23 protein-coding genes are annotated in these 25,429 nt (G+C 70.9%); 13 read left to right on the plus strand and 10 right to left on the minus strand.

Annotated elements, in window-relative coordinates; genetic code table 11:
• Positions 1-96: 96 nt before the first annotated feature.
• From Psi01_RS36225 to Psi01_RS36245, 5 genes are all read left to right on the plus strand, one after another.
• Positions 97-1,344 (plus strand): saccharopine dehydrogenase family protein, encoded by a 1,248-nt coding sequence (locus tag Psi01_RS36225; protein WP_204068683.1) that lies wholly within the window; start codon positions 97-99, stop codon positions 1,342-1,344.
• A gap of 361 nt (positions 1,345-1,705) precedes the next feature.
• Positions 1,706-2,683: an ABC transporter permease gene (locus tag Psi01_RS36230; RefSeq protein WP_204068684.1), complete on the plus strand. Its 978-nt coding sequence runs from the start codon at positions 1,706-1,708 to the stop codon at positions 2,681-2,683.
• Positions 2,684-3,523 carry an ABC transporter permease gene (locus Psi01_RS36235; RefSeq protein WP_204068685.1) on the plus strand — a complete coding sequence of 280 codons (840 nt, stop codon included), beginning with the start codon at positions 2,684-2,686 and terminating at the stop codon, positions 3,521-3,523.
• Positions 3,520-5,616: an ABC transporter ATP-binding protein gene (locus tag Psi01_RS36240; RefSeq protein ID WP_204068686.1), complete on the plus strand. Its 2,097-nt coding sequence runs from the start codon at positions 3,520-3,522 to the stop codon at positions 5,614-5,616. Before Psi01_RS36235 ends, Psi01_RS36240 begins: the two co-directional genes overlap by 4 nt.
• Positions 5,617-5,638: 22 nt before the next feature.
• Positions 5,639-7,348: an ABC transporter family substrate-binding protein gene (locus tag Psi01_RS36245; RefSeq protein ID WP_204068687.1), complete on the plus strand. Its 1,710-nt coding sequence runs from the start codon at positions 5,639-5,641 to the stop codon at positions 7,346-7,348.
• A 261-nt stretch (positions 7,349-7,609) separates the two neighbouring features.
• On the opposite strand, the gene Psi01_RS36250 is transcribed toward Psi01_RS36245, so the two are convergent.
• Both Psi01_RS36250 and gabT read right to left on the minus strand, forming a co-directional pair.
• Entirely contained in the window at positions 7,610-7,858 is a 249-nt protein-coding gene (locus Psi01_RS36250; protein WP_307819294.1) for a hypothetical protein, read from the minus strand.
• Between the two features lie 176 nt (positions 7,859-8,034).
• A complete protein-coding gene (gene gabT / locus Psi01_RS36255) occupies positions 8,035-9,387 on the minus strand; it encodes a 4-aminobutyrate--2-oxoglutarate transaminase (RefSeq protein ID WP_204068688.1) in 1,353 nt (450 codons plus the stop codon).
• Between the two features lie 91 nt (positions 9,388-9,478).
• Between gabT and Psi01_RS36260 the strand changes: the two genes are divergently transcribed.
• Positions 9,479-10,939, plus strand: a complete 1,461-nt coding sequence (locus Psi01_RS36260) for a PucR family transcriptional regulator (protein ID WP_307819295.1) — start codon at positions 9,479-9,481, stop codon at positions 10,937-10,939.
• A 12-nt stretch (positions 10,940-10,951) separates the two neighbouring features.
• Here the strand turns inward: Psi01_RS36260 and Psi01_RS36265 are convergent, their stop codons facing one another.
• Positions 10,952-11,611, minus strand: a complete 660-nt coding sequence (locus Psi01_RS36265) for a TetR/AcrR family transcriptional regulator (RefSeq protein WP_204068689.1) — start codon at positions 11,609-11,611, stop codon at positions 10,952-10,954.
• A gap of 213 nt (positions 11,612-11,824) precedes the next feature.
• Between Psi01_RS36265 and Psi01_RS36270 the strand changes: the two genes are divergently transcribed.
• Positions 11,825-13,252, plus strand: a complete 1,428-nt coding sequence (locus Psi01_RS36270) for an aldehyde dehydrogenase family protein (protein WP_204068690.1) — start codon at positions 11,825-11,827, stop codon at positions 13,250-13,252.
• A 363-nt stretch (positions 13,253-13,615) separates the two neighbouring features.
• Here the strand turns inward: Psi01_RS36270 and Psi01_RS36275 are convergent, their stop codons facing one another.
• Complete coding sequence (locus Psi01_RS36275) at positions 13,616-13,975, minus strand: MerR family transcriptional regulator (RefSeq protein ID WP_204068691.1); 360 nt, start codon at positions 13,973-13,975, stop codon at positions 13,616-13,618.
• 64 nt (positions 13,976-14,039) lie between these two features.
• Here Psi01_RS36275 and Psi01_RS36280 point away from each other — a divergent pair, with 64 nt between their 5' ends.
• A complete protein-coding gene (locus tag Psi01_RS36280) occupies positions 14,040-14,369 on the plus strand; it encodes a putative quinol monooxygenase (protein ID WP_204068692.1) in 330 nt (109 codons plus the stop codon).
• A 468-nt stretch (positions 14,370-14,837) separates the two neighbouring features.
• Here Psi01_RS36280 and Psi01_RS36285 read toward each other — a convergent pair whose 3' ends face one another.
• The gene (locus Psi01_RS36285; RefSeq protein ID WP_204068693.1) at positions 14,838-15,887 is read right to left on the minus strand and encodes a trypsin-like serine peptidase; all 1,050 of its coding nucleotides are present in this window, start codon (positions 15,885-15,887) and stop codon (positions 14,838-14,840) included.
• 51 nt (positions 15,888-15,938) lie between these two features.
• Entirely contained in the window at positions 15,939-16,952 is a 1,014-nt protein-coding gene (locus tag Psi01_RS36290) for a trypsin-like serine peptidase (RefSeq protein WP_204068694.1), read from the minus strand.
• 184 nt (positions 16,953-17,136) lie between these two features.
• Between Psi01_RS36290 and dxr the strand changes: the two genes are divergently transcribed.
• From dxr to Psi01_RS36310, 4 genes are all read left to right on the plus strand, one after another.
• Positions 17,137-18,321, plus strand: coding sequence for a 1-deoxy-D-xylulose-5-phosphate reductoisomerase (dxr, locus tag Psi01_RS36295; RefSeq protein ID WP_373872536.1), 1,185 nt, complete (start codon positions 17,137-17,139; stop codon positions 18,319-18,321).
• Positions 18,322-18,357: 36 nt separating this feature from the next.
• The gene (ispG, locus tag Psi01_RS36300) at positions 18,358-19,524 is read left to right on the plus strand and encodes a flavodoxin-dependent (E)-4-hydroxy-3-methylbut-2-enyl-diphosphate synthase (RefSeq protein ID WP_204068696.1); all 1,167 of its coding nucleotides are present in this window, start codon (positions 18,358-18,360) and stop codon (positions 19,522-19,524) included.
• 156 nt (positions 19,525-19,680) lie between these two features.
• Positions 19,681-21,252 carry an alpha/beta hydrolase gene (locus Psi01_RS36305; RefSeq protein ID WP_204068697.1) on the plus strand — a complete coding sequence of 524 codons (1,572 nt, stop codon included), beginning with the start codon at positions 19,681-19,683 and terminating at the stop codon, positions 21,250-21,252.
• A gap of 84 nt (positions 21,253-21,336) precedes the next feature.
• Positions 21,337-22,179, plus strand: coding sequence for a GNAT family N-acetyltransferase (locus tag Psi01_RS36310; protein ID WP_204068735.1), 843 nt, complete (start codon positions 21,337-21,339; stop codon positions 22,177-22,179).
• A gap of 36 nt (positions 22,180-22,215) precedes the next feature.
• Here the strand turns inward: Psi01_RS36310 and Psi01_RS36315 are convergent, their stop codons facing one another.
• From Psi01_RS36315 to Psi01_RS36325, 3 genes are read right to left on the minus strand one after another with little or no spacing between them, the layout of a single operon-like run.
• Positions 22,216-22,596 (minus strand): DUF3037 domain-containing protein, encoded by a 381-nt coding sequence (locus Psi01_RS36315; RefSeq protein ID WP_204068698.1) that lies wholly within the window; start codon positions 22,594-22,596, stop codon positions 22,216-22,218.
• Positions 22,593-23,411 carry a HipA family kinase gene (locus tag Psi01_RS36320; RefSeq protein ID WP_204068699.1) on the minus strand — a complete coding sequence of 273 codons (819 nt, stop codon included), beginning with the start codon at positions 23,409-23,411 and terminating at the stop codon, positions 22,593-22,595. Before Psi01_RS36320 ends, Psi01_RS36315 begins: the two co-directional genes overlap by 4 nt.
• Before the next feature lie 35 nt (positions 23,412-23,446).
• Entirely contained in the window at positions 23,447-23,863 is a 417-nt protein-coding gene (locus Psi01_RS36325; protein WP_204068700.1) for an SRPBCC family protein, read from the minus strand.
• A 101-nt stretch (positions 23,864-23,964) separates the two neighbouring features.
• On the opposite strand from Psi01_RS36325, the gene Psi01_RS36330 reads away from it, so the two are divergent.
• Entirely contained in the window at positions 23,965-24,531 is a 567-nt protein-coding gene (locus Psi01_RS36330) for a TetR/AcrR family transcriptional regulator (protein ID WP_373872537.1), read from the plus strand.
• Here Psi01_RS36330 and Psi01_RS36335 read toward each other — a convergent pair.
• Positions 24,528-25,418: a TIGR03619 family F420-dependent LLM class oxidoreductase gene (locus Psi01_RS36335; RefSeq protein WP_204068702.1), complete on the minus strand. Its 891-nt coding sequence runs from the start codon at positions 25,416-25,418 to the stop codon at positions 24,528-24,530. The two genes, Psi01_RS36330 and Psi01_RS36335, sit on opposite strands and share 4 nt — an antisense overlap.
• Positions 25,419-25,429 lie beyond the last annotated feature (11 nt).

Here is a 25,429-nt window from a genome sequence, read left to right on the forward strand (position 1 = left end):
CCTGCGAGGTCACAGTCCGAACTCGGTCCGAACTCGGTGCAGAAAATCCTGGCGCCGCTATTGGCTGGTCAGTCAGTCAGTGGATAGAGTCCCGCCATGAGAATCCTTCTTGTGGGAGCCGGCGGCGTCGGCTCCGCCGTCGTTCCCATCGCCGCCCGCCGAGATTTCTTCGAACACATCGTGGTGGCGGACTATAAACAGAGCCGCGCCGCCGAGGTGGTGGCCAAGATCGGAGACCCCCGGTTCAGTGCCATCGGGCTGGACGCCTCCGACCAGGCGGCGGTGGAGGCCGCCCTCGCCGAGCACCGTTGTGACGTGCTCTTCAACGCCGTCGATCCGCGCTTCACCATGCCGCTGTTCCGTGCCGCCCTGAACCGCGGCGCCCACTACCTGGACATGGCGATGTCCCTGTCGCGCCCCCACCCCGGCCGGCCGTACGAGCTGCCCGGGGTCAAGCTGGGCGACGAGCAGTTCGCGCTCGACGGCGCGTGGCGCGAATCCGGGAAGCTGGCGCTGGTCGGCATGGGCGTGGAACCGGGCCTGGCCGACGTGTTCGCGCGCTACGCCGCCGACCACCTCTTCGAGAGCATCGAGGAGATCGGCATCCGCGACGGGTCGAACCTGGTGGTGGAGGGATACGACTTCGCTCCGACCTTCTCCATCTGGACGACCATCGAGGAGTGCCTGAACCCGCCGGTGGTCTGGGAGGACGGCCGGTGGTACACCACCGAGCCGTTCAGCGAGCCGGAGGTGTTCGACTTCCCCGAGGGGATCGGCCCGGTCGAGTGCGTGAACGTCGAGCACGAGGAGGTCCTGCTGGTCCCCCGCTGGATCGACGCCAAGCGGGTGACGTTCAAGTACGGGCTCGGCGAGGAGTTCATCGGCGTCCTGAAGACGCTGCGCAAGCTCGGGCTGGACAGCGCGGAGAAGGTTCGGGTGGGCGGGGTCGAGACCTCGCCGCGTGACGTGGTCGCCGCCAGGCTGCCCGACCCGGCCACGCTCGGCGACCGGATGCGCGGCAAGACCTGCGCCGGGACCTGGGTGAAGGGCGTCGGCAAGGACGGCTCGCCGCGCGAGGTCTACCTGTACCACGTGGTCGACAACGAGTGGTCCATGCGCGAGTACGGCTCCCAGGCGGTGGTCTGGCAGACGGCGGTGCACCCGGTGGTCGCGCTGGAGCTGCTGGCCTCCGGCGTCTGGTCGGGCACGGGCGTGCTGGGGCCCGAGGCCTTCGACGCGGTGCCGTTCCTGAACCTGCTGAACGAGTACGGCTCGCCGTGGGGTCTGCGCGACCAGACGCCCGCGGCGCACGAGGAGGCCGGCGAGGTGCTGCTGTCCGCCTGACGTCTGACGTCTGAGCGCGGCCGGCCGGCGCCGCGAACCGACGCCGAAGGGCGGTGACCAGGGGTTCCTGGTCACCGCCCTTCGGCGTACAGGGACAACCGATGTCTATGGTGCTGCCGATCAGGTGTCGAACGTCACATCGTCCGGGAAGCCCGTTGTGTTACAGAATCCGGACACTGTTACGCCTGATCGTTACACGAGACGTCCTATCTTTACTTTGCGTCCAGGTATCGTTTCGAGCATCCCGCATTAAACCGTAAAAAGCGGGATTAATCGTGCGTTTATTGGGGTTTTGGCATGCCCAGATCATGGGCCGGCCGCGTTGCCCCTCGAGCTCTCGGTGATACACGAGGGGAGGACGATGGGCGCCTTTCTGCTGAAGCGGCTGGTCAGCAATGTCCTGCTGGTGGCGATCGCCGCGAGCATGGCCTACTTCCTCGCCGCGACCAGCCTCAACCCGCGCGCCAACTACGAAGGCCGGCAGCCGCCGGTGGCCGAATCGGTCGTCGACGCGACGCTGGAGCAGTACAACCTCAACGACAAGACGCCGGTCTTCGAGCGGTACGTCACCTGGGTCTCCGGGGTCGTCACCGGCGACCTGGGCGAGACCTGGGGCGGCAAGTCCATCAACGACGAGATGGGCCGCCGCATCGGGGTCAGCCTGCGCCTGCTGCTCGTCGGCACGCTCGTCGGCTCCGCCGTCGGCGTCACCGTCGGCGCCTATGCCGCGGTCAAGCAGTACCGGCTGAGCGATCGGGTGATCGGGGTGAGCGCCTTCGTCATCATGGCGATCCCGGTCTTCGTGCTCGCCACGATGCTCACCCTGGTCGCGGTGGGGATCAACGACACCCTCGGGTTCACGCTCCTGGAGTACACCGGTGAGTACAACCCGGCGCTGAGCGGCTGGGACCAGTTCACCAACCGGCTCAACCACCTGATCCTGCCGACGATCTCCCTCGCTCTCGGGCAGATCGCCTTCTACAGCCGCATCCAGCGGAACATGATGCTCGACGTGCTGGGTCAGGACTTCGTCCGCACCGCCCGGGCCAAGGGCCTCAGCCGCCGGACCGCGCTGTTCAAGCACGCGCTGCGGACCTCGCTGATCCCGGCCGCGACCTACTTCGCCTTCGCGTTCGGCACGCTGCTGACCGGCGCGACCTTCACCGAGAAGATCTTCGGCTGGCACGGCATGGGCGCCTGGCTGGTCGACTCGATCCACACCCACGACGTGAACGCGGTCGCCGCGGTGAGCCTGTTCGCCGCCGTCTGCGTGCTGGTGGCCGGATTCCTCTCGGATGTGATCGTGGCGGCCCTCGACCCCCGGGTGCGGGTGAGCTAGATGCGTTCCAAAGTCACTCTCGCCCGCCTGGCGCGCAACCCCCAGGCCCGTTACGGCCTGATCGCGCTGGTCCTGCTCCTGGCGCTGGCCTACGTCGGCCCGTTCTTCGGTCCCTACGACTGGACCGACAAGGACTTCACGTCCTTCCTCTCGCCGCCCTCGGCCGACCACTGGTGGGGCACCACCCAGATCGGCCAGGACGTCTACGCGGTCACGCTGCGCGGCATGCAGAAGTCGATCGTCATCGGCTTCCTCGTCGCCCTGTTCTCCACAGGCCTGGCCGCCCTGGTCGGCGCCTTCGCCGGCTACTTCGGCGGCTGGGTGGACAAGGCTCTGATGTGGGTCACGGACCTGCTGCTCGTGCTGCCCAGCTTCCTGATCATCGCGATCATCTCGCCGCGGCTCAAGGGCGCCTCCTGGCTCTGGTTCGTGGTCCTGCTCGGCGCCTTCTCCTGGATGATCACATCCCGGGTGGTCCGGAGCATGACGCTCTCGCTGCGGGAACGTGAATTCGTGCTGGCCGCCCGGTACATGGGCATCCCCGGCTGGAAGATCATCCTCCGGCACGTCGTGCCGAACCTCTCCTCACTGCTGATCATCGACGCCACCATCAACGTCAGCGCGGCGATCATCGGAGAGGCCGCGCTCTCGTTCTTCGGGTTCGGTGTCCAGCCGCCCGACGTCTCGCTGGGCACGCTGATCGCCGCGGGAAGCGACAAGGTCACGGGCTACCCCTGGCTCTTCCTCTTCCCGGCCGGCCTGCTCGTGCTGCTCGTGCTCAGCGTCAACCTCATCGGCGACGGCCTGCGCGACGCGCTCGACCCGGGGAGCAACAAGTGAACGAGCCCACCACCGGGCGCGACGCGCCCATCCTCGAGGTCAGCGACCTCAACGTCACCTTCCGCGGCGGCATCAAGGCCGTGCGAGGGGTCAGCTACCAGCTCCGCCCGGGCGAGGTCCTCGGCATCGTCGGCGAGTCCGGCTCCGGAAAGTCCGTGACCTCGCTGGCGGTGATGGGCCTGCTCCCCGAGGGCGCCGAGGTCACCGGCTCGGTCAGGCTGCACGGCAAGGAGCTGATCGGCGCGCGGGAGGAGGATCTCACGCGGCTGCGCGGCAAGAGCGTCAGCATGATCTTCCAGGACCCGCTGTCGGCCTTCACCCCCGTCTACACCATCGGCGACCAGATCGCCGAGGCGGTGCGGATCCACCAGAAGGTCGGCAAGGACAAGGCGGCCAGGCGCGCCGTCGAGCTGCTGGACCTGGTCGGCATCCCGCACCCGGACGTGCGGGCCAAGGCGTTCCCGCACGAGTTCTCCGGCGGCATGCGCCAGCGCGCGATGATCGCCATGGCCATCGCCAACGACCCCGACGTGCTGATCTGCGACGAGCCGACCACCGCGCTGGACGTCACCATCCAGGCCCAGGTCCTGGACGTGCTCAAGACCGCGCAGCGGGAGACCGGCGCCGGGATCGTGATGATCACCCACGACCTGGGCGTCGTGGCGGGCCTGGCCGACCGGGTGCTGGTGATGTACGCCGGCAAGCCGGTCGAGACCGGCACCGTGGACGAGATCTACTACCGCCCGCGGCAGCCGTACACCATGGGCCTGCTCGCCTCGATCCCGCGCATGGACCGCCCGACCGAGCGGCTGATCCCGATCGAGGGCAACCCGCCCTCGCCCGCGGCGCTCCCGCCGGGCTGCCCGTTCGCGCCGCGCTGCCCGCTCAAGGTGGACGCGTGCGACGACGCCGAGCCCGAGCTGGAGCGGATCGGCACCGGCGGGCGCATGTCGGCCTGCATCCGCTCACACGAGATCGACCTCAAGGGCCTGGACGGCGCGACCGTCTACCCGGTCCCGGAGGCCCCCGCGCAGCGGGAGGAGCGCAGGCCGCGCGCCGAGCGGGAGACCGTGCTGAAGGTGGACGACCTGATCCGGCACTACCCGCTCATGAAGGGCGCGGTCATGAAGCGCCGGGTCGGCACCGTGTACGCGGTGGACGGCATCAGCTTCGACATCGCCGAAGGCGAGACGCTCGCCCTGGTCGGCGAGTCGGGCTGCGGCAAGACCACCACCCTCCAGCAGATCATGCAGCTGCAGGCGCCGCAGGGCGGCACGGTCGTGGTCCTCGGCAAGGACAGCGCCAAGCTGGCCAAGGCCGAGCGCAAGGGGCTGCGCAGGGACCTGCAGATCGTCTTCCAGGACCCGATGTCCGCGCTCGACCCGCGCATGCCGGTCGGCGACATCCTCGCCGAGCCGCTGCGCGCGCACGGGCACAAGGACGCCAAGGCCATCAGGGCCAGGATCGACGAGCTGCTCACCCTGGTCGGACTGGCCCCCGAGCACGCCGAGCGCTACCCGCAGCACTTCTCCGGCGGGCAGCGCCAGCGCATCGGCATCGCCCGCGCCCTGGCGCTGGAGCCGAAGCTGATCGTGCTGGACGAGCCGGTCTCGGCGCTGGACGTGTCCATCCAGGCGGGTGTGATCAACCTGCTGGAGGACCTGAAGGTCAGGCTGGGCCTGTCCTACCTGTTCGTCGCGCACGACCTGTCGGTGGTGCGGCACATCGCCGACCGGGTCGCCGTCATGTATCTCGGCAAGATCGCCGAGATCGGCGCGGTGGACGAGGTGTACGGCGCGCCCGCGCATCCCTACACCCGGGCGCTGCTGTCGGCGATCCCGCTGCCGGACCCCGAGCTGGAGCGCTCCCGCGAGCGCATCCTCCTCAAGGGCGACCTGCCCAGCCCCGCAAACCCCCCGTCGGGCTGCCGCTTCCGCACCCGCTGCCCCAAGCGCGCCCTGCTGGGCGAGGCCGAGGCGCGCAAGTGCGAGGAGGCGGAGCCCGCCGTGATACGGCTCGCGCCCGCCGGAGACCACGGCGCCGCCTGCCACTACCCCGAGAACACCGAGGCCGTCGCGGCCCCGGGTGTGTGAAATCCCTGTGTTGGAGGAACACGTGAAGGTTGGCTACAAGGCCGCCGCCGGAGCCGCGCTCCTGGCCATGGCCCTGACCGCCTGCGGCAGCGGCGGCACTGCGAACAAGCCGAACGCCGCCTCGTCGGAGGCCGCCAAGGAGGCTGCGGCGCAGCTCCCGGGCAGCACCATCAACCCCGTCCCCTACGAGCAGGTCGCCGACGGCGGCACGCTGACGCTGGCGCTCAGCTCGTGGCAGGAGAACTGGAACTACAACCAGGTCAACGGCACCCACGCCAACACCGACGACGTCATCGAGCCGCTCATGCCGAGCGCCGGCCGCGCCGACGACAAGGCCACCCTCACCGCCCTGTCGGACTACGTGACCGAGTGGAAGATGGAGATCACGGACGGCGTCCAGGTCGTCACGTACAAGATCAACGAGAAGGCCGCCTGGTCGGACGGCACCCCGATCACCTACAAGGACTTCCAGGCGCAGTGGAAGGCCCTGAACGGCTCGAACAAGAAGTACCAGGTCTCCTCGACCGACGGTTACGACCGGGTCAAGTCGGTGGAGAAGGGCGCCACCGACAAGGACGTCGTGGTGACCTTCGAGAAGAACTACCCCGACTGGCAGGGCATGTTCTCGCCCCTCTACCCGGCCTCCACGAACGAGGACCCCGAGGTCTTCAACAAGGGCTGGATCGGCAAGATCCCGGTCACCGCGGGCCCGTTCAAGGTCGAGAAGGTCGACGAGACCACCAAGACCGTCACGCTCGTCCGTGACGACAACTGGTGGGGCCAGAAGGCCAAGCTGGACAAGGTCATCTTCCGCGCCATCGAGGACGGCGCGACGATGAACGCCTTCGCCAACGGCGAGATCGACGCCTTCGAGATCCCGGCCAACGCCTCCGACCTCAAGCGGGCCAAGGAGGTGCCGAACGTCGACATCCGCAAGGCCGCGGCCCCGAACTGGCGCCACTTCACCGTCAACGGCTCGGCCGAGCTGCTGAAGGACAAGTCGGTCCGCCAGGCCGTCGCCATGGGCATCAACCGCGAGACGATCGCCGCGTCCGACCTCAAGGACATGGACTGGCCGATCCAGACGCTCGGCAACCACCTGTACATGAACACCCACAAGGGGTACGTGGACAACTCCGGCGAGGTCGGCAAGTACAACCCGGAGAAGGCCAAGCAGCTGCTGGACGCCGCGGGCTGGAAGCAGGAGGGCGAGTACCGCAAGAAGGACGGCAAGGAGTTCGCCATCCGCTTCACCTACCCCTCCTCGGTGGCGGTCGCCAAGCAGGAGGGTGAGCTCACCCAGGCGATGCTGAAGGAGATCGGCGTCAAGGTCAACGTCGAGCCGGTCCCGGACGACAAGTTCTTCGACGACTACGTCATCCCCGGCAACTTCGACATCGCGCCGTTCTCCTGGCTGGGCACGCCGTTCCCGAACGGCGCCCTGCCGCAGATCTACAAGACGCCGGAGAGCGCCGAGAACTACGGCAGCAACTTCCCGCGCACCGGCAGCCCCGAGCTGGACACCCTGATCGACCAGGCGGCCGGCGAGATGGACCCGCAGAAGGCCATCGACCTGGGCAACCAGGCCGACAAGCTGATCTGGGACCTGGTCCACACCATCCCGCTGTACCAGCGCCCGGACATCTACGCCACGAAGAAGAACCTGGCCAACTACGGCGCCTTCGGCTACGCCGACCCGAAGGACTGGACCGTCGTCGGCTTCACCAAGTAGTCCGGTCAGTCCCGGTCGGTTCCGGGTGACCCCGGGGTGATCCCCGCGCAGGGACCCTGCGCGGGGACGGCCGGCTCCGCCCGGTGAGCCCGGTCGTTCCGTGCCCTTCCCCGTTCCGGCGGGGGAGGGCACGGCCCTTTTCCCGGTCTCTTCCCCGGCCCGGTCTCTTCTCCGGCCCGGTCTCTTCTCCGGCCCGGTCTCTTCTCCGGCCCGGTCTCTTCTCCGGCGGGGCCGTACGCCCTCGAAGCCGGGAAGTCCTTCTCAGGAGAAAGCGACCCGGCGGGTGAGCGGGCGGACGTTCTCCACGGGCTCGGGGACCAGCGCGTCCGCGCACTCCGGGCAGGCGAACAGGATCGCCTCGTTCGGCAGGCGGCCGATCCTGATCCTCGGCCGGGGCCACTTCTTGTGGCAGGCCACGCAGGCGTCACCTTCGCATTGGGCGCGGGTCAGGCCTTCTGGGTCGAACATCATCATGGTCCGTACCGTTCTGGTCGGCCTCCAGTCCACCACGCCTCCCCTCCTGCTCACTCTGTCACCTGTCGCAACCGTTATAACGTTCCTACCCCCGGTGATCGATTTGCTGGAGCCCAAGCGAGGGTTAAATCGCCTCCAGGGTGTGATTCACCCAACGACAAAAGGGGCACCAGGCATCAAGCCGGGTGCCCCCTGCGACGGACTTCAAACTGTCAGATCTCGGAAACGATCTTCTCCAGGATGGTCAGGCCCTCTTCCAGCAGGTGGTCGGGCATGACCAGCGGCGGCAGGAATCGCAGAACGTTGCCGTAGGTGCCGGCGGTCAGCACGAGCAGGCCCTCGGCGTGGCACCGCTTCGCGATCTCGCCCGCGGCCGTGGGGTGCGGCTCCTTGGTCCCGGGGACGACCAGCTCGATGGCGATCATGGCGCCGCGGCCGCGCACGTCGCCCACGATCGGGTTCTTCTCCGCGATGGCGCGCAGGCGCGGGAGCATGACCTCGCCGATGTGCCGGGCCCGGCCCACCAGGTCATCGGCCTCGATGGTCTCCAGCACGCCGAGCGCCGCCTCGCAGGCGAGCGGGTTGCCGCCGTAGGTGCCGCCCAGGCCGCCGACGTGGATCCTGTCGAGGATCTCGGCGCGGCCGGTGACGGCCGCCAGCGGCAGGCCGCCCGCGATGCCCTTGGCGGTGACGATGATGTCGGGGACGAGGCCCTCGTCCTCACAGGCGAACAGGTCGCCGGTGCGGGCGAAGCCGGTCTGCACCTCGTCGGCGATGAACACGATCCCGTTGGCCTTGCAGAACTCGGCGATCCTCGGCAGGAAGCCCTTGGCCGGCTCGATGAAGCCGCCCTCGCCCGCGATCGGCTCGATCAGCACCGCGGCCACGTTCTCGGCGCCGACCTGCTTGTTGATCTGGTCGATCGCCTGGGCCGCGGCCTCCTCGGCGCAGTTCTCCGGGCCCGACGGCCAACGGAAGGGGTAGGCCAGCGGCACCCGGTAGACCTCGGGCGCGAACGGGCCGAAGCCCTGCTTGTACGGCATGTTCTTGGCCGTCAGCGACATCGTCAGCAGGGTCCGGCCGTGGTAGCCGTGGTCGAAGACGACGACGGCCTGGCGGCCGGTGGCGTGCCGGGCGACCTTGACCGCGTTCTCCACGGCCTCGGCGCCGCTGTTGAGCAGGAAGGTGCGCTTCTCGTGGTCGCCGGGGGTGATCTCGTTGAGCCTCTCGGCGACCTGCACGTACGACTCGTACGGCGTGATCATGAAGCAGGTGTGCGTGAAGTCCGCCACCTGCCGCTGGACCCGCTCGACCACGCGCGGCGCGGCGTTGCCCACGTTGGTCACCGCGATGCCCGAGCCGAAGTCGATCAGGGAGTTGCCGTCGGCGTCGACGACCACACCGCCACCGGCGTGCGTCACGAAGACCGGCAGGGTGGTGCCGATGCCCGGCGGGACGGCGGCCTGCTTGCGGGCGAACATCTCACGGGACTTCGGGCCGGGGATCTCGGTGACGACGCGGCGCTCCTGCGGAAGCGACGGGCCGCCCTGGGTGACGGTGCTCATGCTGCGACGGTATGCCGGGCGTGCCGGGATGCCGATGATGCACTATGGCAAAATTGCGAGGATCGCTCTGGCCGTAACGTACAAACCGGGGGTGGTGGTGGCGCCGACGCTGCGCACCGTCGTGCGGCGCCTGCCGCTCGGGCTCGCCGTGCTCGCCGGGCACGAGGCGCTCGACCGGCCGGTGCGCTGGGTGGCCGTGAGCGAGCTGGAGGATCCCACTCCGTTCCTGGAGGGCGGCGAGCTCGTCCTGACCACGGGCATGCGCCTGGACGCCGACGGCGCCGCGCCGTACGTCGACCGCCTGGTCGCCCGGGGCGTCACCGGCCTGGGGTTCGGCGTCGGCCTGGGGCACGAGGAGATCCCCGCCGAGCTGGTGACGGCCGCCTCCCGGGCGGGACTGCCGCTGGTCGAGGTGCCGCGTCAGACCCCGTTCGTCGCGATCGGCAAGGCGGTCAGCGACCTGCTCGCCGCCGAGCAGTACGAGGAGATCACCCGCGCCTTCGCCGCCCAGAACCGTCTCACCCGCGCGGCCCTGCGCCCCGAGGGGCCGCGGGCCGTGGTCGAGCGCCTGGCCAGGGAACTCGGCGGCTGGGCCGTACTGCTCGACGAGGCGGGTGGCGAGCGGCATGCGGCGGGCAGGGGCGCCGCGGCCGTGGCCGCCGTCATCCCCGAGCTCGGCCGCCTGCGCGGACGGCCGCGCGAGGGCGGGACCCCCTCCAGCCTGGCGTTCTCCACCCCCGGAGCGCACGTCGTCGTCCAGCCGCTGGGCGCCCGCCGGATCAGGGGGTTCTTCGCGGTCGGGCTCGGCAAACCCTTCTCGCCGGTCGAGCACACCGTGGTCAACGCCGCCGGATCGCTGCTCACCCTCCTGCTCGAACACGGCAGGGAACACCAGGAGGCCGAGCGCGGCGTCCGCTCCGCCGTGCTGCGGCTGCTGCTGGCCGGGGAGACGCGGGCCGGGCGGGAGACGCTGGAGCTGCTGGGCGGCGGGCTCGCGGACGGGCCGCTGACGGTCCTGGCCTGCGGCGGCGACCCCGAGGCGGTGCTGGAGGCGGCGGCGGAGGAGTTCGCGGCGGACGCCGACGGCCGGGTGGTCGTCATCGTGCCGGCTGAGCGCGCCGAGACCGCGGCGGCGGCGCTGCGCGGTCACGGACCGGTCGGCGTCGGCACCCCGGTGGACGATCGGCAGCTGGGCACGGGCCTGGACCAGGCCGACCGGGCGCTCGCGGCGGCCCGCCGCGGCGGTGAGCCGGTCATGCGCTTCGCCGACCTGGCGGGGCAGGGACTGCTCTCCCTGCTGGACGCCGGAGCGGCCGCGGCGTTCTCCGCGGCGCTGCTCGCCCCGCTGCGGGAGTACGGCTCCCGCGCCGACCTGCTGGAGTCGCTGCGCGCCTACCTGGCGTGCAACGGGCACTGGGACGCGGCGGCGCAGCGGCTCGGCGTGCACCGGCACACCCTGCGCTATCGCATGCGCCGCGTCGCCGAGATCCTCGGCCGCGACCTGGACGACCCCGCGGCCCGGGCCGAGCTCTGGGTCGCGCTGAACGTCTGACGGTCCGGCGTCCTAGAGCAGGGCGGCCCCGGAGTCGCTCAGCTCCGGGGCGGGCTTGGCCATGTAGCGGAAGACGACGGCGCGGGTGACGGTCTCGTAGATGCTCTCGTCGCGCAGGTGACCGGCACGTTCCAGGCTGATCGCCCCCTGCGCGGCCGCCCACAGCGCGTCGGCGATCTTCCTGGGCTGGGTGGGGACGAGGTATCCGGCCGAGATGCAGTCGGCGATCACCCGGTCGAAGATGTTGAGCGCCGCCCTGGCCAGGGTCCTGGCCCGCTCGCTGGGGGTGAAGCCGGGGATCGCCTTCTCGAACATCAGGCCGTAGTAGCCGGGCTCGGCCAGCGCGGCCTCCCGGTACGCCGGGCCGAGGGCGTTGAGGTGCTCAAGGGAGTTCTTGCGCGGGGGCACCTCGTTCAGGCGCCGCCGGAACCGCTCGAAGCCCTCCAGGTAGAGGGCCTCGGCCAGGCCCTCCTTGCTGCCGAACATGGTGTAGATGACGGTCGTGGAGCATCCGGCCTCGCCGGCGATGCGCCGCATCGACAAGCTCTCCGGTCCGACGGTGACCAGAAGACGGCTGGCCACGTCGAGGAGCCGGCTGCGCAACGCGTCCTGACCGGCCCGCTCGCCGAGCATGTAGGCGCCCTGCAACCCGAGCGGCGCCGAGGAGGTCATGGGGGCACGCCTTTCCGATCTGGGGGGTGGCACACGAGACTTAGCCAACGTGAAGATCGTTCAAACCGTCGTCCATAAGAAATATCCCTTAATAATCCCTATTTCGTTACAGGAGATCGAGGGTGAGGTTTATGCGGAACGGCGAGCGATGTCACGGGTCTTGTGCGGACTGGAGTAGGGCCCGGCCCCCGCCGGTGGCATACGGTCGGAAGCATGGACGTGCGCCCCTTCTGGCTCGCCGGCCGCCCCGCGACCGGGGACGGCGAGCTCACCGTGACCAACTCCCATGACGGCCGCACCGTCGGCGTCTGTTCCGTGCCGACCCCCGACCAGGTCGAGGAGGCCGTCGCCGCGGCGGACGCCGTACGCAAGGAGGCCGCCGCGCTCCCGATCCACGTGCGGGCCGAGGCCCTCGCCCACGTCTCGCGCCGCCTGGCCGAGCGCGCCGACGAGATCGCCCACCTCATCATGGAGGAGAACGGCAAGCCCCTCTTCTGGGCCCGCGGCGAGGTCGGCCGCGCCGTCTCCACCTTCCGCTTCGCCGCCGAGGAGACCCGCCGCCTGAGCGGTGAGGCGATGCGCCTGGACACCGAGCCCGCCGCGACCGGCCGCCTGGCCTATGTCTCGCGCGTGCCGTACGGGCCGATCCTGGCGATCACGCCGTTCAACTTCCCGCTCAACCTCGTCGCCCACAAGGTCGCCCCGGCCATCGCCGCCGGCGCGCCGGTCATCGTCAAGCCCGCTCCGGCCACCCCGCTGTCGGCGCTGCTGCTCGGCGAGATCCTCGCCGAGACGGACCTGCCCGCCGGGATGTTCTCCGTGCTCCCGGTGCCCAACGACCGCGCCTCCACGCTGGTCACCGACCCCCGCCTGCCGGTGGTCTCCTTCACCGGCTCGGGCCCGGTCGGGTACGCGATCATGGACCAGGTGCCGCGCAAGCACGTGACCCTGGAGCTCGGCGGCAACGCCGCCGCGGTCGTGCTGGCCGACGCCGACCTCGACTGGGCCGCCTCCCGGGTGGCGCTGTTCTCCAACTACCAGGCGGGCCAGAGCTGCATCGCGGTCCAGCGGGTGATCGTCGAGGAGTCCGTGCGCGAGGAGTTCCTGGGCAAGCTGGTCCCGGCCGTCGAGGCCCTGGTGACCGGCGACCCGGCCGACGAGAAGACCCAGGTCGGCCCGCTGGTCTCGGTCGAGGCCGCCGAGCGCGTCGAGCAGTGGGTCAACGAGGCCGTCGCGTCCGGCGCCCGCGTCCTGACGGGCGGCACCCGTGACGGCGCCACCGTCACTCCGACCGTCCTGGTCGACGCGCCGGCCGACGCCAAGGTCTCCTGCGAGGAGGTCTTCGGCCCCGTGATGATCGTCCAGACCGTCTCCGGCCCGGACGAGGCCTTCGCGGCGGTCAACGACTCCAAGTACGGCCTGCAGGCCGGGGTGTTCACCCGCAACCTCGACCTGGCCTTCCGGGCCAACCGCGAACTCGAGGTCGGCGGCGTCATCATCGGCGACGTCCCCTCCTACCGCGCCGACCAGATGCCCTACGGCGGCGTCAAGGACTCCGGCATCGGCCGCGAGGGCATCCGCTCCGCCATCGCCGACTACACCTACGAAAAGGTCATGGTCCTCACGGGCCTGTCCCTCTAGCCGCGCCGGTGTGTGCCGGCACGGAGCGCAGATCGTGCCGGTACGGCACGGAGCACAGGTCAAGGCTCGGCGCCGGTACGGCGAGACGTGGTACGGCGGTGCTCGGCGCCGTTTGTACGGCGGGCGGCCCTGGTGGGCGGGGCCGTCCCGCTGCGGCGGGGGACATGGTCGTGCCGTGCGGGCGGGTGTTCCGGCCGGCCGGTGTTCTGTGAGTGGCTGAAGCGTGAGTGCGGGGCCGTTCAGGGGGGCTCGCCGTTGCCTTGCGGCCGTGCCGGCGGGAAGGAGCTCAGGGCCGGGCGCCGTAGCTGCGCCCAAGGCGGGGGAGTCGATGCCCGCGCGGTCGGAAGGCGGGTCAGGCCGGGGTCATGCCGGGGTGAGGGCTCGGGTGGAGGCCTGGAGGATGTCGTCCAGGGCTGTGCGGGCCCGGGTGAGGTCGGCTATGTGGGAGTCCAGCTCGGCCAGCTGGGTCTTGAGGTGGTCGAGGACGCAGGCCTGAAGTTCGGTGCCGTCGCCGACGAAGCAGGGCATGAGCTCGCGGATGACCTTGGTGGGCAGCCCTGCGGCGAGCAGGGTGCGGATGCGGGCGACGGTCGCGGGGGCCTCCGGGCCGTAATGGCGGTGGCCGCCCTCGCTGCGGCGGGAGGTGAGCAGCCCTTGAGTCTCGTAGTAGCGGAGGAGCCGGACGGCCACGCCCGTTTCGCGGGACAGTTCTCCGATCTTCATGTGATCCACCTCACAGAGAAGCGGCTTGAATCTGACACCGGTGTCACATCCTAACGTCGATCGCATGACGACGACATCGAGGGCGCAGACGCCCGTTTCGCTGTACGGATTCCTTACCCCCAAGCCCGGCCACGCCGACGAGCTCAGAAGGCTCCTGCTGGACCTCGTCGAGCCGTCCCGGGGACACGGGGGCAGCCTTCAGTACCACCTTCACGAGCAGGAGGACGGCCGGTTCTTCCTCTACGAGGTATGGCGCTCGCAAGAGGACCTCGACCGGCACAACGCGACCCCGCTGCTGCGCGCCTGCATGGACGAGCTGCCCAACCACATAGAAGGGGTGCCCGAGGTCTACTCCGGTGAGATGAGGAGCCCCTATCCGGCCGTCACGGTGTGAAGCCGACTCCGCGAGGGGCGCAGCCACGGCGGCCCGTCCTGCGCCCCTTCCCGACGGCATGGCCGCGAGGCAACGGCGGCCCGCCCTGAACGGCCCCGCTGCCGATTGCTTCAGCCGCTCACAGGACACTGGGCGTCCGGGAAAGGTCCGGCACTACGGCGGGTCATGAGTACGGCGGGCCGGGGACGGGCGCGGAGCGGGCGGGTGTGCAGGCCGACGTGTAAAAGGACCGCACCCCGCGCGCCCGGGCAGGCCGGAGGCCTGAACGCGCCAGAGCCCCGCTGAGACGGCCGGCCGGAACACCCGCCCGCCCAGCGCCCTACCCACCCTCGCCCCGGTGGTGAAACACCCGGCCACGTCCCCGCCCCGGCTCTGCCCGCCGTACAACGGCGCCGACCACCACCGCTCCCCGTCCCGCCGTACCGGCGCCGGTGCCTTGTCCGGCACCCGCGCCGTGCCCGGCGGCGATCAGGCGTTCTGGGCGATGGTGTACAGGTCCTTGGCGATGTTGCCGAAGTAGGGGCCGTACATCGTGCCCTGGTCGTCGCTGTATTTGAAGCTGCTCACCGAGGTGATGACGCCGCGGCCGGTGGCGGGGTTGAAGTCGCTGAACCAGGGGCCGCCGCTGGAGCCGGCGGTCATGGTGCAGCCGAGGCCCTGGTCGCCGGTCTGGTCGTGGGGGTCGGCGCGGACGGGGCCGGCGCAGTAGATCAGGTGCTCGCCGTTGTAGGGCGGATCGACGGGGAAGCCGAAGCCGTAGGTCTGGCGGCCGCGGGGGGCGCCGAAGGAGATGTCCTGGGCGCCGACGACGTCGGCGAGGTGCTTGGTGCCGTTCTTGTTGAGGGCGACCATGCCGACGTCGTGGTTGTCGTCCGCGCTGCGGGACCACGGGCCGGCCACGAACATGCGGCGGGCGGTGAACTGCCCGTACGGCTGGCGGCCCCGGTCGTAGCCCGGGACGAAGGTCCAGTTGTCCGCCCACGCGCCGGTGCCGTCCTTGACGCAGTGCCCGGCGGTGACGACCAGGTCCTTGTTGGCGCCCTTCACCGAGCTGGCCGAGCACACGAAGTCGACCCCGCCCAGGGTGAGGAACACGCGCCCGGTGGTCCTGCCCACCAGCCCGCCGGCGGTCCAGCGGGACCCGCCGGTGGAGGTGGCGGTGGAGGCGCCGGCGCCGGGCCGGGCGGCCTGGTGGCGGGCCGGGACGCGCGGACCGACGAGCGCGCCCTTCAGCGTTCCGAGCAGGCTGATCGGCAGGGCGGCCGCCATCCGGCCGGGAGTCCAGTAGTCGAGCACGCGGCGCCGCTCCGCCGCGCTGACGGTGGCCACGTGCTCGACGACGTCGGTCCCGCCCGGGATCGTCGCGGTGGTGCGGACGGCGGTCCCGAGCGGCCGGAGTGCCTGGGCGGCGCTCGCGGCCCGGAAGCGGTTCTCTGTGTTCGTCACATCGGCGGAAGGGGCGCCCATCAGTCCGGCGACGACGGAAGCGGCCACAAGCAGGGCGAGGCTCGAGGTCATAGGAGCCGAGTTTGCACTACCCGATGTGTTGTTGTGGCTACTTTCGGCAATCTACGGCGTGCCGGTGCTCTGTGCGGCGTCGTAGACGGCTTTGGCCTCCGTGCCGAAGTACGGGCCGAACATCCAGCCGCTGGCGAAGTTGTACTTGAAGCTGTTCACCGAGTTCTGCGTGCCCAGCCCGGTGCTCTCGTTGAAGTTGAGGAACCACGGCCCGCCGCTGGATCCTCCGGTCATGTTGCAGTTCAGGCCGAGGTCGCGGCTGGCGAGGAAGTCGTCGAAGGCCCGGCCGCTGCAGTAGATCAGCCTGGAGCCGTCGTAGGGACTGGCGGCCGGATAGCCGAAGGCGTGCATCTGCTGGCGCCTGGCCTGGTTGAAGGCGATGCCCTGGCCGCCGACCACGTCGGTCAGCCGCCTGCCGTTCAGCGGGGCCACCACGGCGGCGGCCATGTCGTGGTTGATGTCCTCGCTGTTGTTCCACTGGGGGGTCGTGTAGAGCGTGGTCGCCACCCACGTGCCGTGCGGCCGCTCGCCGTTGTTGTAGCCCGGCACGAAGACCCAGTTGGTGTGGAAGGCCCCGCCCATCTTCACGCAGTGCCCGGCGGTGATCACGGTGCTCTTGTTCTCGCTGGTGACGGCGTTGCCGGAGCAGGAGGCGTTGCGTCCCTGATAGGTGAAGAACACCCGGCCGGCGGTCTTGGTGATCTCCCCGCCCCGCGTCCAGGGCGAGCCGGAGGAGGCGCGGGCCGCGGGGGCGCGGGAGTCCGCGACGTCCTCGGCGGGGTCGGCGGGGACCGAGAAGGGCTGGGCCTGTGCGGAGTTGGTCTCCGCGGTGAGGCGCACGCCGCCCTTTCTGGGCGCCAGGGCGTCCAACGGCAGTGCCGCCTCCATTTTCGCCTCGGTCCAGTAACGCTGGACGACGCGCTGCTCGCTCTTGGTGTCGGCGGCCTCCTCCTCGGCGGGCGGGGCGGCGGGTGCTGCGGTGGCGCTGTGCGCGACCGCCGCGGGGAGCAGGGTGCTTCCCGCGGCGAGGGCGAGGATCGGAACCAGGCGTGCCGTGCGGCGCATTTGTACCTCCCGAGACCTGATGCTGGTTCGGGAAGCTAGTGCGCTGCATATCCGTATTTCTCAAAATTCGCGACTATTGATATAGCAGGATTCGGGCGTAAATATCGCTATTCACCGTGCGTTTCTGGCATCACAGATCTCCATGCCGGTTCGACATGGGTACGGCACCCGCGAGAATGGGGCCGTGCAGCCAGACATCACGCGTTCCGTCGTCCTGCTCGGCTCGACCGGCTCCATCGGGACCCAGTCCCTCGACGTCATCGCCCGCAACCCGGAGAGCCTCCGGGTGGTGGCGCTGGCCGCCGGGGGCGGCCGGATCGACCTGCTCGCCCGCCAGGCCGCCGAGTTCCGGCCCGAGGTCGTGGCCGTGGCCGACCCGTCGGCCGTCCCCGCGCTGAAGGAGGCCCTGGCGGCCCGCGGCGTGAGCGCGAAGGTCCTCGCGGGCCCCGAGGGCGTCGCCGAGGCGGCGACCTGGCCGTGCGACATCGTGCTCAACGGCGTCACCGGCGCGCTCGGGCTGACCTCGACGCTGGCCGCCCTGGAGGCGGGCCGGACGCTCGCGCTGGCCAACAAGGAGTCGCTCATCGTCGGCGGCCCGCTGGTCAAACGCCTGGCCAAGCCCGGTCAGCTGATCCCGGTGGACTCCGAGCACTCCGCCCTGGCCCAGTGCCTGTGGGCGGCGGGACCGGCCGGCCAGGACGCCTCGGCCGTACGGAAGCTGATCGTCACGGCGAGCGGCGGGCCCTTCCGCGGCCGGGCCCGCGCGGAGCTCGGGGACGTCACGCCGGAGCAGGCCCTGGCCCATCCGACGTGGTCGATGGGCCCGGTCATCACCGTGAATTCCGCCACACTCGTCAACAAGGGCCTGGAGGTCATCGAGGCCCACCTGCTCTTCGACATCGGCTTCGACCGGATCGAGGTCGTGGTCCACCCGCAGTCGGTCATCCACTCGATGGTGGAGTTCGTGGACGGCTCGACCATCGCCCAGGCCAGCCCGCCCGACATGCGGCTGCCGATCGCGCTCGCCCTCGGCTGGCCCGGGCGGGTCCCCGGCGCCGCCGCCCCCGTCGACTGGACCACGGCCCACACCTGGACCTTCGAGCCGCTCGACGACGAGGCCTTCCCCTCCGTCGCGCTCGCCCGCCACGTCGGCTCGGCGGGCGGTACGGCCCCCGCCGTCTACAACGCCGCCAACGAGGTATGCGTGGACGCGTTCATGGCCGGGCGCCTGCCGTTCCTGGGCATCGTGGACACCGTGGCCGCGGTCGTCGCCGAGCACGACGTCACCGGGGCGGGCTCGGTCGAGGAGGTCCTGGCGGCCGACGCCTGGGCCCGGGCGCGGGCGCGTGAGCTCACCGCCACTACCTAGACTGGAACGCGTCGTCGACTCTTCAAAGGGCTGAAAATGACTTCTGTTGCTCTCGGTATCCCCTCCGTCAGGATCAAGCCGATCGCCGAGCGACGCCGTTCCCGCCAGATCATGGTCGGCTCCGTCCCGGTGGGCGGTGACGCACCCGTCTCGGTCCAGTCCATGACCACCACGGTCACCGCCGACATCAACGCCACCCTCCAGCAGATCGCCGCGCTGACCGCGTCGGGCTGCCAGATCGTCCGGGTGGCGGTGCCCTCCCAGGACGACGCCGAGGCGTTGCCGATCATCGCGAAGAAGTCGCAGATCCCGGTGATCGCCGACATCCACTTCCAGCCGAAGTACGTCTTCGCCGCGATCGAGGCGGGCTGCGCGGCGGTCCGGGTCAACCCGGGCAACATCAAGAAGTTCGACGACAAGGTCGGTGAGATCGCCAAGGCCGCGGCCGACCACGGGGTGCCGATCCGCATCGGCGTCAACGCCGGTTCGCTCGACCCGCGCCTGCTGCAGAAGTACGGCAAGGCCACGCCCGAGGCGCTGGTGGAGTCGGCGCTGTGGGAGTGCTCGCTGTTCGAGGAGCACGGCTTCCGGGACATCAAGATCTCGGTCAAGCACAACGACCCGGTCGTCATGATCCAGGCCTACCGGCTGCTCGCGCAGAAGTGCGACTACCCGCTGCACCTGGGCGTCACCGAGGCCGGCCCGGCCTTCCAGGGCACCATCAAGTCGGCGGTGGCCTTCGGCGCGCTGCTGGCCGAGGGCATCGGCGACACCATCCGCGTCTCGCTGTCGGCCCCGCCGGTGGAGGAGATCAAGGTCGGCATCGGCATCCTGGAGTCGCTGGGCCTGCGCGAGCGCGGCTTGGAGATCGTCTCCTGCCCGTCGTGCGGCCGGGCCCAGGTCGACGTCTACACCCTGGCCGAGCAGGTCCAGGCCGGCCTGGAGGGGCTGAAGGTCCCGCTGCGGGTGGCGGTCATGGGCTGCGTCGTCAACGGTCCGGGCGAGGCCCGCGAGGCCGACCTGGGCGTCGCCTCGGGCAACGGCAAGGGCCAGATCTTCGTCAAGGGCGAGGTCATCAAGACCGTGCCCGAGTCGCAGATCGTCGAGACCCTGATCGAGGAGGCCCTGCGGCTGGCCGAGGAGATGGGCGTCGAGGTCGACCTCGACGACGACGCCCCCGGCCCCGAGGTCGTCGTGCGCTGACCTGCCCGCGTCCCTGCGGCGGTCTGCGCCGGGCCCGGGATGATTACACGTAGCAATCGATTGACTACATAATGGTAATCGTCTGCCCGGATGACCCGTCCCCGCGACGACTTCCGAGGGACCATCTCCTCTGGCACCAGCGAGGGGAGAGACCCAGTGAAGAGGGTCGTGGGGGTCACCGGCGTCGCCGTCATGCTTGCCGTCACCGTCGGAGCGCCGCCACAGGCGGCCGCGCAGGTTCACCCGGGGGCAGGGAGGCTGACCTGGGGGCCGTGCGACGGGACGGGCGCCCGGGAGCCCGCGGACCCGGGGGTGGAGTGCGCGACGCTCCGGGTGCCGCTCGACTACCGCGAGCCGTACCAGACGATCTCCATCGCCCTGAACCGCATCAAGGGCCGGGCCTCCCGGGACCGCGACCACCTGGGTGTCCTGCTGGTCAACCCCGGCGGTCCCGGGGCCTCCGGGCGGAGCCTGGCCAGGCGGGTCGCGGCGGCGCTGCCTCCGGGCCTGGCCGACCGGTACGACGTGATCGGCTTCGACCCGCGCGGGGTGGGCCGCAGTGAGCCCGCGCTGCGGTGCATGGACCCGCGCAAGCACTACGCGGCCCCGCGGCCGGACAACGTGCCCAGGAGCACGCGGGAGGAGACGGAGCTCCTGAGCCGGGCCCGCCAGTACGCCGAGGCGTGCGAGATGCGGTGGAGCTGGGTGCTGCCCCACATGACCACCGAGAACTCCGCCCGGGACATGGACGCGATCAGGCGGGCGCTGGGCGAGCCCGAGATCAGCTATCTGGGCTACTCCTACGGGACCTATCTCGGCGCGGTCTACGCGACGCTCTTCCCCGGCCGGGTCAAGCGGCTGGTGCTGGACAGCGTGGTCGACCCCCGCCGCGTCTGGTACACCGCCAACCTCAACCAGAACGTCGCCTTCGACCGGCGGCACCAGGACTTCCTGCGGTGGGTGGCCCGCCACAACGGCGCCTACCGGCTGGGCCAGACCCGCAAGGCCGTCTCCTTCGCCTGGTACTCCACCCGCGAACGGCTGCGCACCCGCCCGGCGGGCGGCGTGATCGGCCCGAGCGAGTTCGACGACATCTACACCGTCGGCGGCTACTCCGACATGGTCTGGCCGGAGCTGGCCAAGGCGCTGTCCGCCTACGTGCGGCGGGGCGACACCGCGCCCCTGCTGGCCGTGCACCGCCGGTACGCCGCCGGCGACGCCGAGAGCGAGAACGGCTACGCCGTCTATCTGGCGGTGCAGTGCAGCGACGCGGCCTGGCCGCGCCAGTGGACCCGGTGGCGGGCCGACACGGCGGCGATCCACGCCAACCGGCCCTTCCTCGCCTGGTCGAACGCCTGGTACAACGCGCCGTGCGTGTTCTGGCCGGGACCGGCCGGCTCCCCGGTGCGGATCCGGGACGACAAGAGGCTCCCGCCGATCCTGCTCCTGCAGTCCCGGCGCGACGCGGCCACCCCCTACTCCGGGGCGCTGGAGCTGCGCAGGATCTTCTCTCGCTCCCGGCTGGTGGTCGATCCCGGTGGCAACCACGGCGTCTCCTTCGTCGGCAACCAGTGCGCCGACCGGATCCTGGCCGCCTACCTCAGGGACGGCACGCTGCCGCGTGCCGCGGGAGACTCCGGCGCCGACGCGCGCTGCGCGGCGACTCCGGAACCGCAGCCGGAGCAGCGGGCCGTCCCCGTGCCGCAGGCGGCCGGGCAGAGCCGCTGACGGCCGCCGTCCGAGATGGCACGTCAAGCCGGTCATGCGTGGGTTCCTGCCAAAATCGAGGGGGTCGCGTAGGCTGGGCGGGTGATGCTGCGTACAACGGCGTCGCGCGTGCTCGACGACAACGATCGTGACGAGGTTCTGGCGCTTCTCGACGCCGACCCCGTCGTCAACGTCTTCGTCGCCTCCAGGGTCCGTTCGGTCGGGCTCAATCCGGCCCGGCTCGGCGGTCAGATGTGGGGATTCGGCCCGCGTGGCGGTCTGATCTCTCTGTGTTACGCGGGGGCCAACCTGGTCCCGGTGAACGCCGGCCCCGAGGCCGTTCACGCCTTCGCCGACCGGGCGCGCAGGCAGGGGCGCCGCTGCTCGTCGATCGTCGGGCCCGCGGGCGCGGTCGAGCTGCTGTGGGAGCGGCTGGAGCCCTCCTGGGGGCCGGCCCGGGCGATCCGCTGGGCGCAGCCGCTGATGGCCACCTCGACACCCTCGCCGGTGCCGGCCGACCCGCTGGTACGGCGGGTGCGGCCGGAGGAGTTCGAGATCCTGCTGCCGGCCTGCGTGGCGATGTTCACCGAGGAGGTGGGCGTCTCCCCGGAGGCGGGCGACGGCGGCGCGCTGTACCGCTCACGGGTCGCCGAACTGATCCGCATCGGCCGTTCCTACGCCAGGATCGAGGACGGCACGGTCGTCTTCAAGGCGGAGATCGGCGCCGTCACCCCGCTGGCCTGCCAGATCCAGGGGGTCTGGGTGCATCCCGGCCACCGCGGGAAGGGCCACGCGGTGGCCGGGATGGCCGCGGTGGTCAAGCACGCCCTCGACTGCTTCGCGCCGGTGGTCTCGCTGTACGTCAACGACTACAACACCCCGGCCAGGGCCGCCTACCGCAGGGCGGGCTTCAAAGAGATCGACACCTTCATGTCGGTGCTCTTCTGACCCGTCCCCGGCCGGGCGGGCGGACGGACTGGCGGGTCAGGCGGTCGTCCTGACCAGGCGGGTCATCAGGTGTTCCAGCTCGGCATCGGGGGCGTCGGTGAGGCCGGCGTGGACCGGGCCGGCCTGCACGATCGTGCTGCGCGGCGCGGTCAGCCAGCGGAACCGGCTGCCGAGCGGCTCCGCGGACAGGGGGCCCGTCTCGCCGGCGCAGGAGATCGGATAGACGCCGAGCGCGTGCCGTACCCCGTCGAGGTCCACGTTGGCGTCGAGCGCGCGCAGCCGCGCCTCGTCCAGCTCCACCTTGGCGCACAGGTAGTCGCGCGGCTGGCAGTAGAGCAGGATGCCCGCGTTGATCAGCTCGCCCCGCTCGACGCGGGGGATGACCCGGATGACGGCGTACTCGTAGACGTCTTTCATCGGATGCCCTTCCAGAACGCGCCGACCGAGCCGGACCTCTTGTCCTCGCGCGGGGCGGGGGTCCCCGTTCCCGGCTCCGGCCGCCACTCCCGCGGCCCGTGCGCGCGGGCGAGCAGGTGCTCGGTGTAGGCCCGCCGTACGGCCTGCGCGTCGTCGAACCCCGGCTCGTCGGCCAGCCACTCGTCCGGCACCTCGGCCACCACCGCGTCGAGGAGCCCGGGGGTGATCCGCTCGCTCAGCTCGGCGTCGGCCTCCTCCATCGCGGTGGCGAAGGGCGCCAGGACGTGGTCGCCCGCGTCGAAGCCGCGCTGCGGGTCGGCGGTGCGCCAGTTATGGTGGAACCACAGCGCGGCGCCGTGGTCGATCAGCCAGACGTCGCCGTGCCAGAGCAGCAGATTGGGGTTGCGCCAGCTGCGGTCGACGTTGTGGATCAGCGCGTCGAACCAGAGCAGCCGGGAGGCGAAGACCGGGTCCGGCGGCCAGGCCAGCGGCTCGAACCCCAGGGCGCCGGGCAGGAAGTCGACGGCGAGGTTGCGTCCGGCGCTGGCCTTGAGCAGGTCCTGGATCTCCTCGTCGGGCTCGCGGGCGCCGAGCTGCGGATCGACGTCGATCACCTTCAGCTCGGGGGTGCGCAGGCCGAGCCGCCTGGCCAGCTCGGCGCAGATGACCTCGGCGACCAGCACCCGGGGGCCCTGTCCGGCCCCCCGGAACTTCACGGCGTAGGTGCCGAGGTCGTCGGCCTCCATCACCCCGGGCAGCGACCCGCCCTCACGCAGCGGCGTGACGTAGCGGGTCGCCGTGATCTCTTCCAGCACCCGGCCAGGCTATCGGCTCACCCGGGTGCGGCCCGTCAGCCGGCGCCGACGCGGCGGGCCTCCCGTTCCAGGTTGTCCAGGAGCCGCTCCAGCACGGCGTCGTGCTGCCGGCGGATCAGCACCGGCCACAGCAGCCGGAACAGCCCCGTGGTGCGCCCCTTGATCTCGTGCCGGACGAGGGTGCCGCCCTCGACGGGGTGGAGCGTGAACCCGTGTCCGCCGGTCATCTCCTTGGTGTCGAACCAGAGCCGGCGGCAGGGTTCGACGGCGCCGACGCGGTAGCGCATCGGGTCGTGCTCGACGGGGGCGCCGGGCCGGACGCCCTCGGGGAGGCGGAAGCGGCCCTTCTCCTGCGGCCAGAGCGGGTCTCCCGGGCCGCCGATGTTCATGAGCAGCTCCCAGACCTGCTCGGGGGACGCGGGGACGACGCGTTCGTGCACGTTGTAGACCACGGGCCACCTCCATACGGTTGCGTATGGTCTGACTATACGCCTGCGTATGGAGGGGTCGCCGATCGGCCCGGCCATACGCCCGCGCATGGAAGACTGACCAGGTGGGACGGTTGAGCGCGGAGGACTGGGCGGGCGCGGCGCTGGAGGCGCTGGCCGAGGGCGGCCTGGCGGCCGTCGCGGTGGAGCCGGTGGCGGTACGGCTCGGCGCCACCAAGGGGAGCTTCTACTGGCACTTCGCCAACCGCCGGGCGCTGGTCGAGGCCGCGCTCGCCCGCTGGGAGGCCGGGACCGAGGAGATCATCGCCGGGCTGCTGGAGATCCCCGACCCGGTCCTGCGCATGCGCACGCTGCTGGAGCAGGCCTTCGGCGACCCGGTGGACGCCAGGATCGCCTTCCAGCTGATCAGCGCGGCCGACGACCCGCTCGCCGCCGAGACGGCCCGCCGGGTGAGCACGCGGCGGCTGGAGTTCATGGCGGCGTCGCTGGAGGAGGCCGGGCAGCAGCCCGGCCTCGCCCGGGGCCGCGCCGTCGCGGGCTACAGCGTCTATCTCGGGATGGCCGCGCTGCACAGGGTCGGCGCCGTCGCCGAGCCCATCGGCGCCTTCATGGACCTGGCCCTGGCCGAGATGGGGCTCGCCGGCCGCCAGGACACGGGCGGCGCACCCTAACGGTCGAGCTTCGCGATGACCTCCTCGGCGAAGCGTTCGAGGGTGGCGGTCTTGAGCGCCAGGGTGGCCTTGCCGTACCGCTCCTTCTCCTGCGGCGTGGCCAGCCACCAGGGGGCGGCCATCGTCCCGGTGACGCCCTTGTCGGCGAAGCGGCGGTAGGTGTCGGCGTCGGGCATGACGGCGAGCGGGGCGATGATCTCCAGGGCGTCCTGCGGCCTGCCGTACTCCTGCAGATAGCGCCGCAGGTCGGCGAGGACCGCGTCGAGCTGCTCCTCGGTGTAGATGCGGTTGCCGATCCAGCCGTCGCCCAGCCGGGCCGCGCGGCGCAGCGCCGCCTCGCTGTCGCCGCCGACGAAGAACGGCACGGGGGCGGCGGGCACAGGGCAGATCGACAGCGGGCCGAAGTCGAAGTGCGTGCCGTGGTGCTCGACCGTGCCCCCGGCCCACAGCCGCCGCAGCGCCGGGATCATCTCGTCCAGCCTCCGGCCGCGGGTGTGGAAGTCCTGGCCGGTCTGGAGGAACTCCTCCTTGCACCAGCCGACCCCGACCCCGAAGGTGACCCGGTCCCCGGACAGGACCGCGGCCGTCGAGACCTGCTTGGCGACGGTGAACAGGTCGCGGGCCGGGGCGATGTAGACGTTGGGCGCGAAGCGCAGGGTCGAGGTGACCGCCGCCATCGCGCCGATCGTCACCCACACGTCCGGCCAGTGCGTGTCGGCGTTCCAGCGGGGGGCGCCGGTGTCGGAGTAGGGGTAGGGGGAGTCGAAGTCGGCGTAGAAGATGTGGTCCGACAACGTGAGCGTGTGGATGCCGCACCGCTCCGCCACCCTGGCCAGCTCCGTGAACTGGTCGGTCGGAACGAAGGACGCCCCTAGCCAGAACTGCACAGATCCTCCGG

The organism is Paraplanobispora siamensis, assembly GCF_016863175.1.
GTDB lineage: Bacteria > Actinomycetota > Actinomycetes > Streptosporangiales > Streptosporangiaceae > Planobispora > Planobispora siamensis.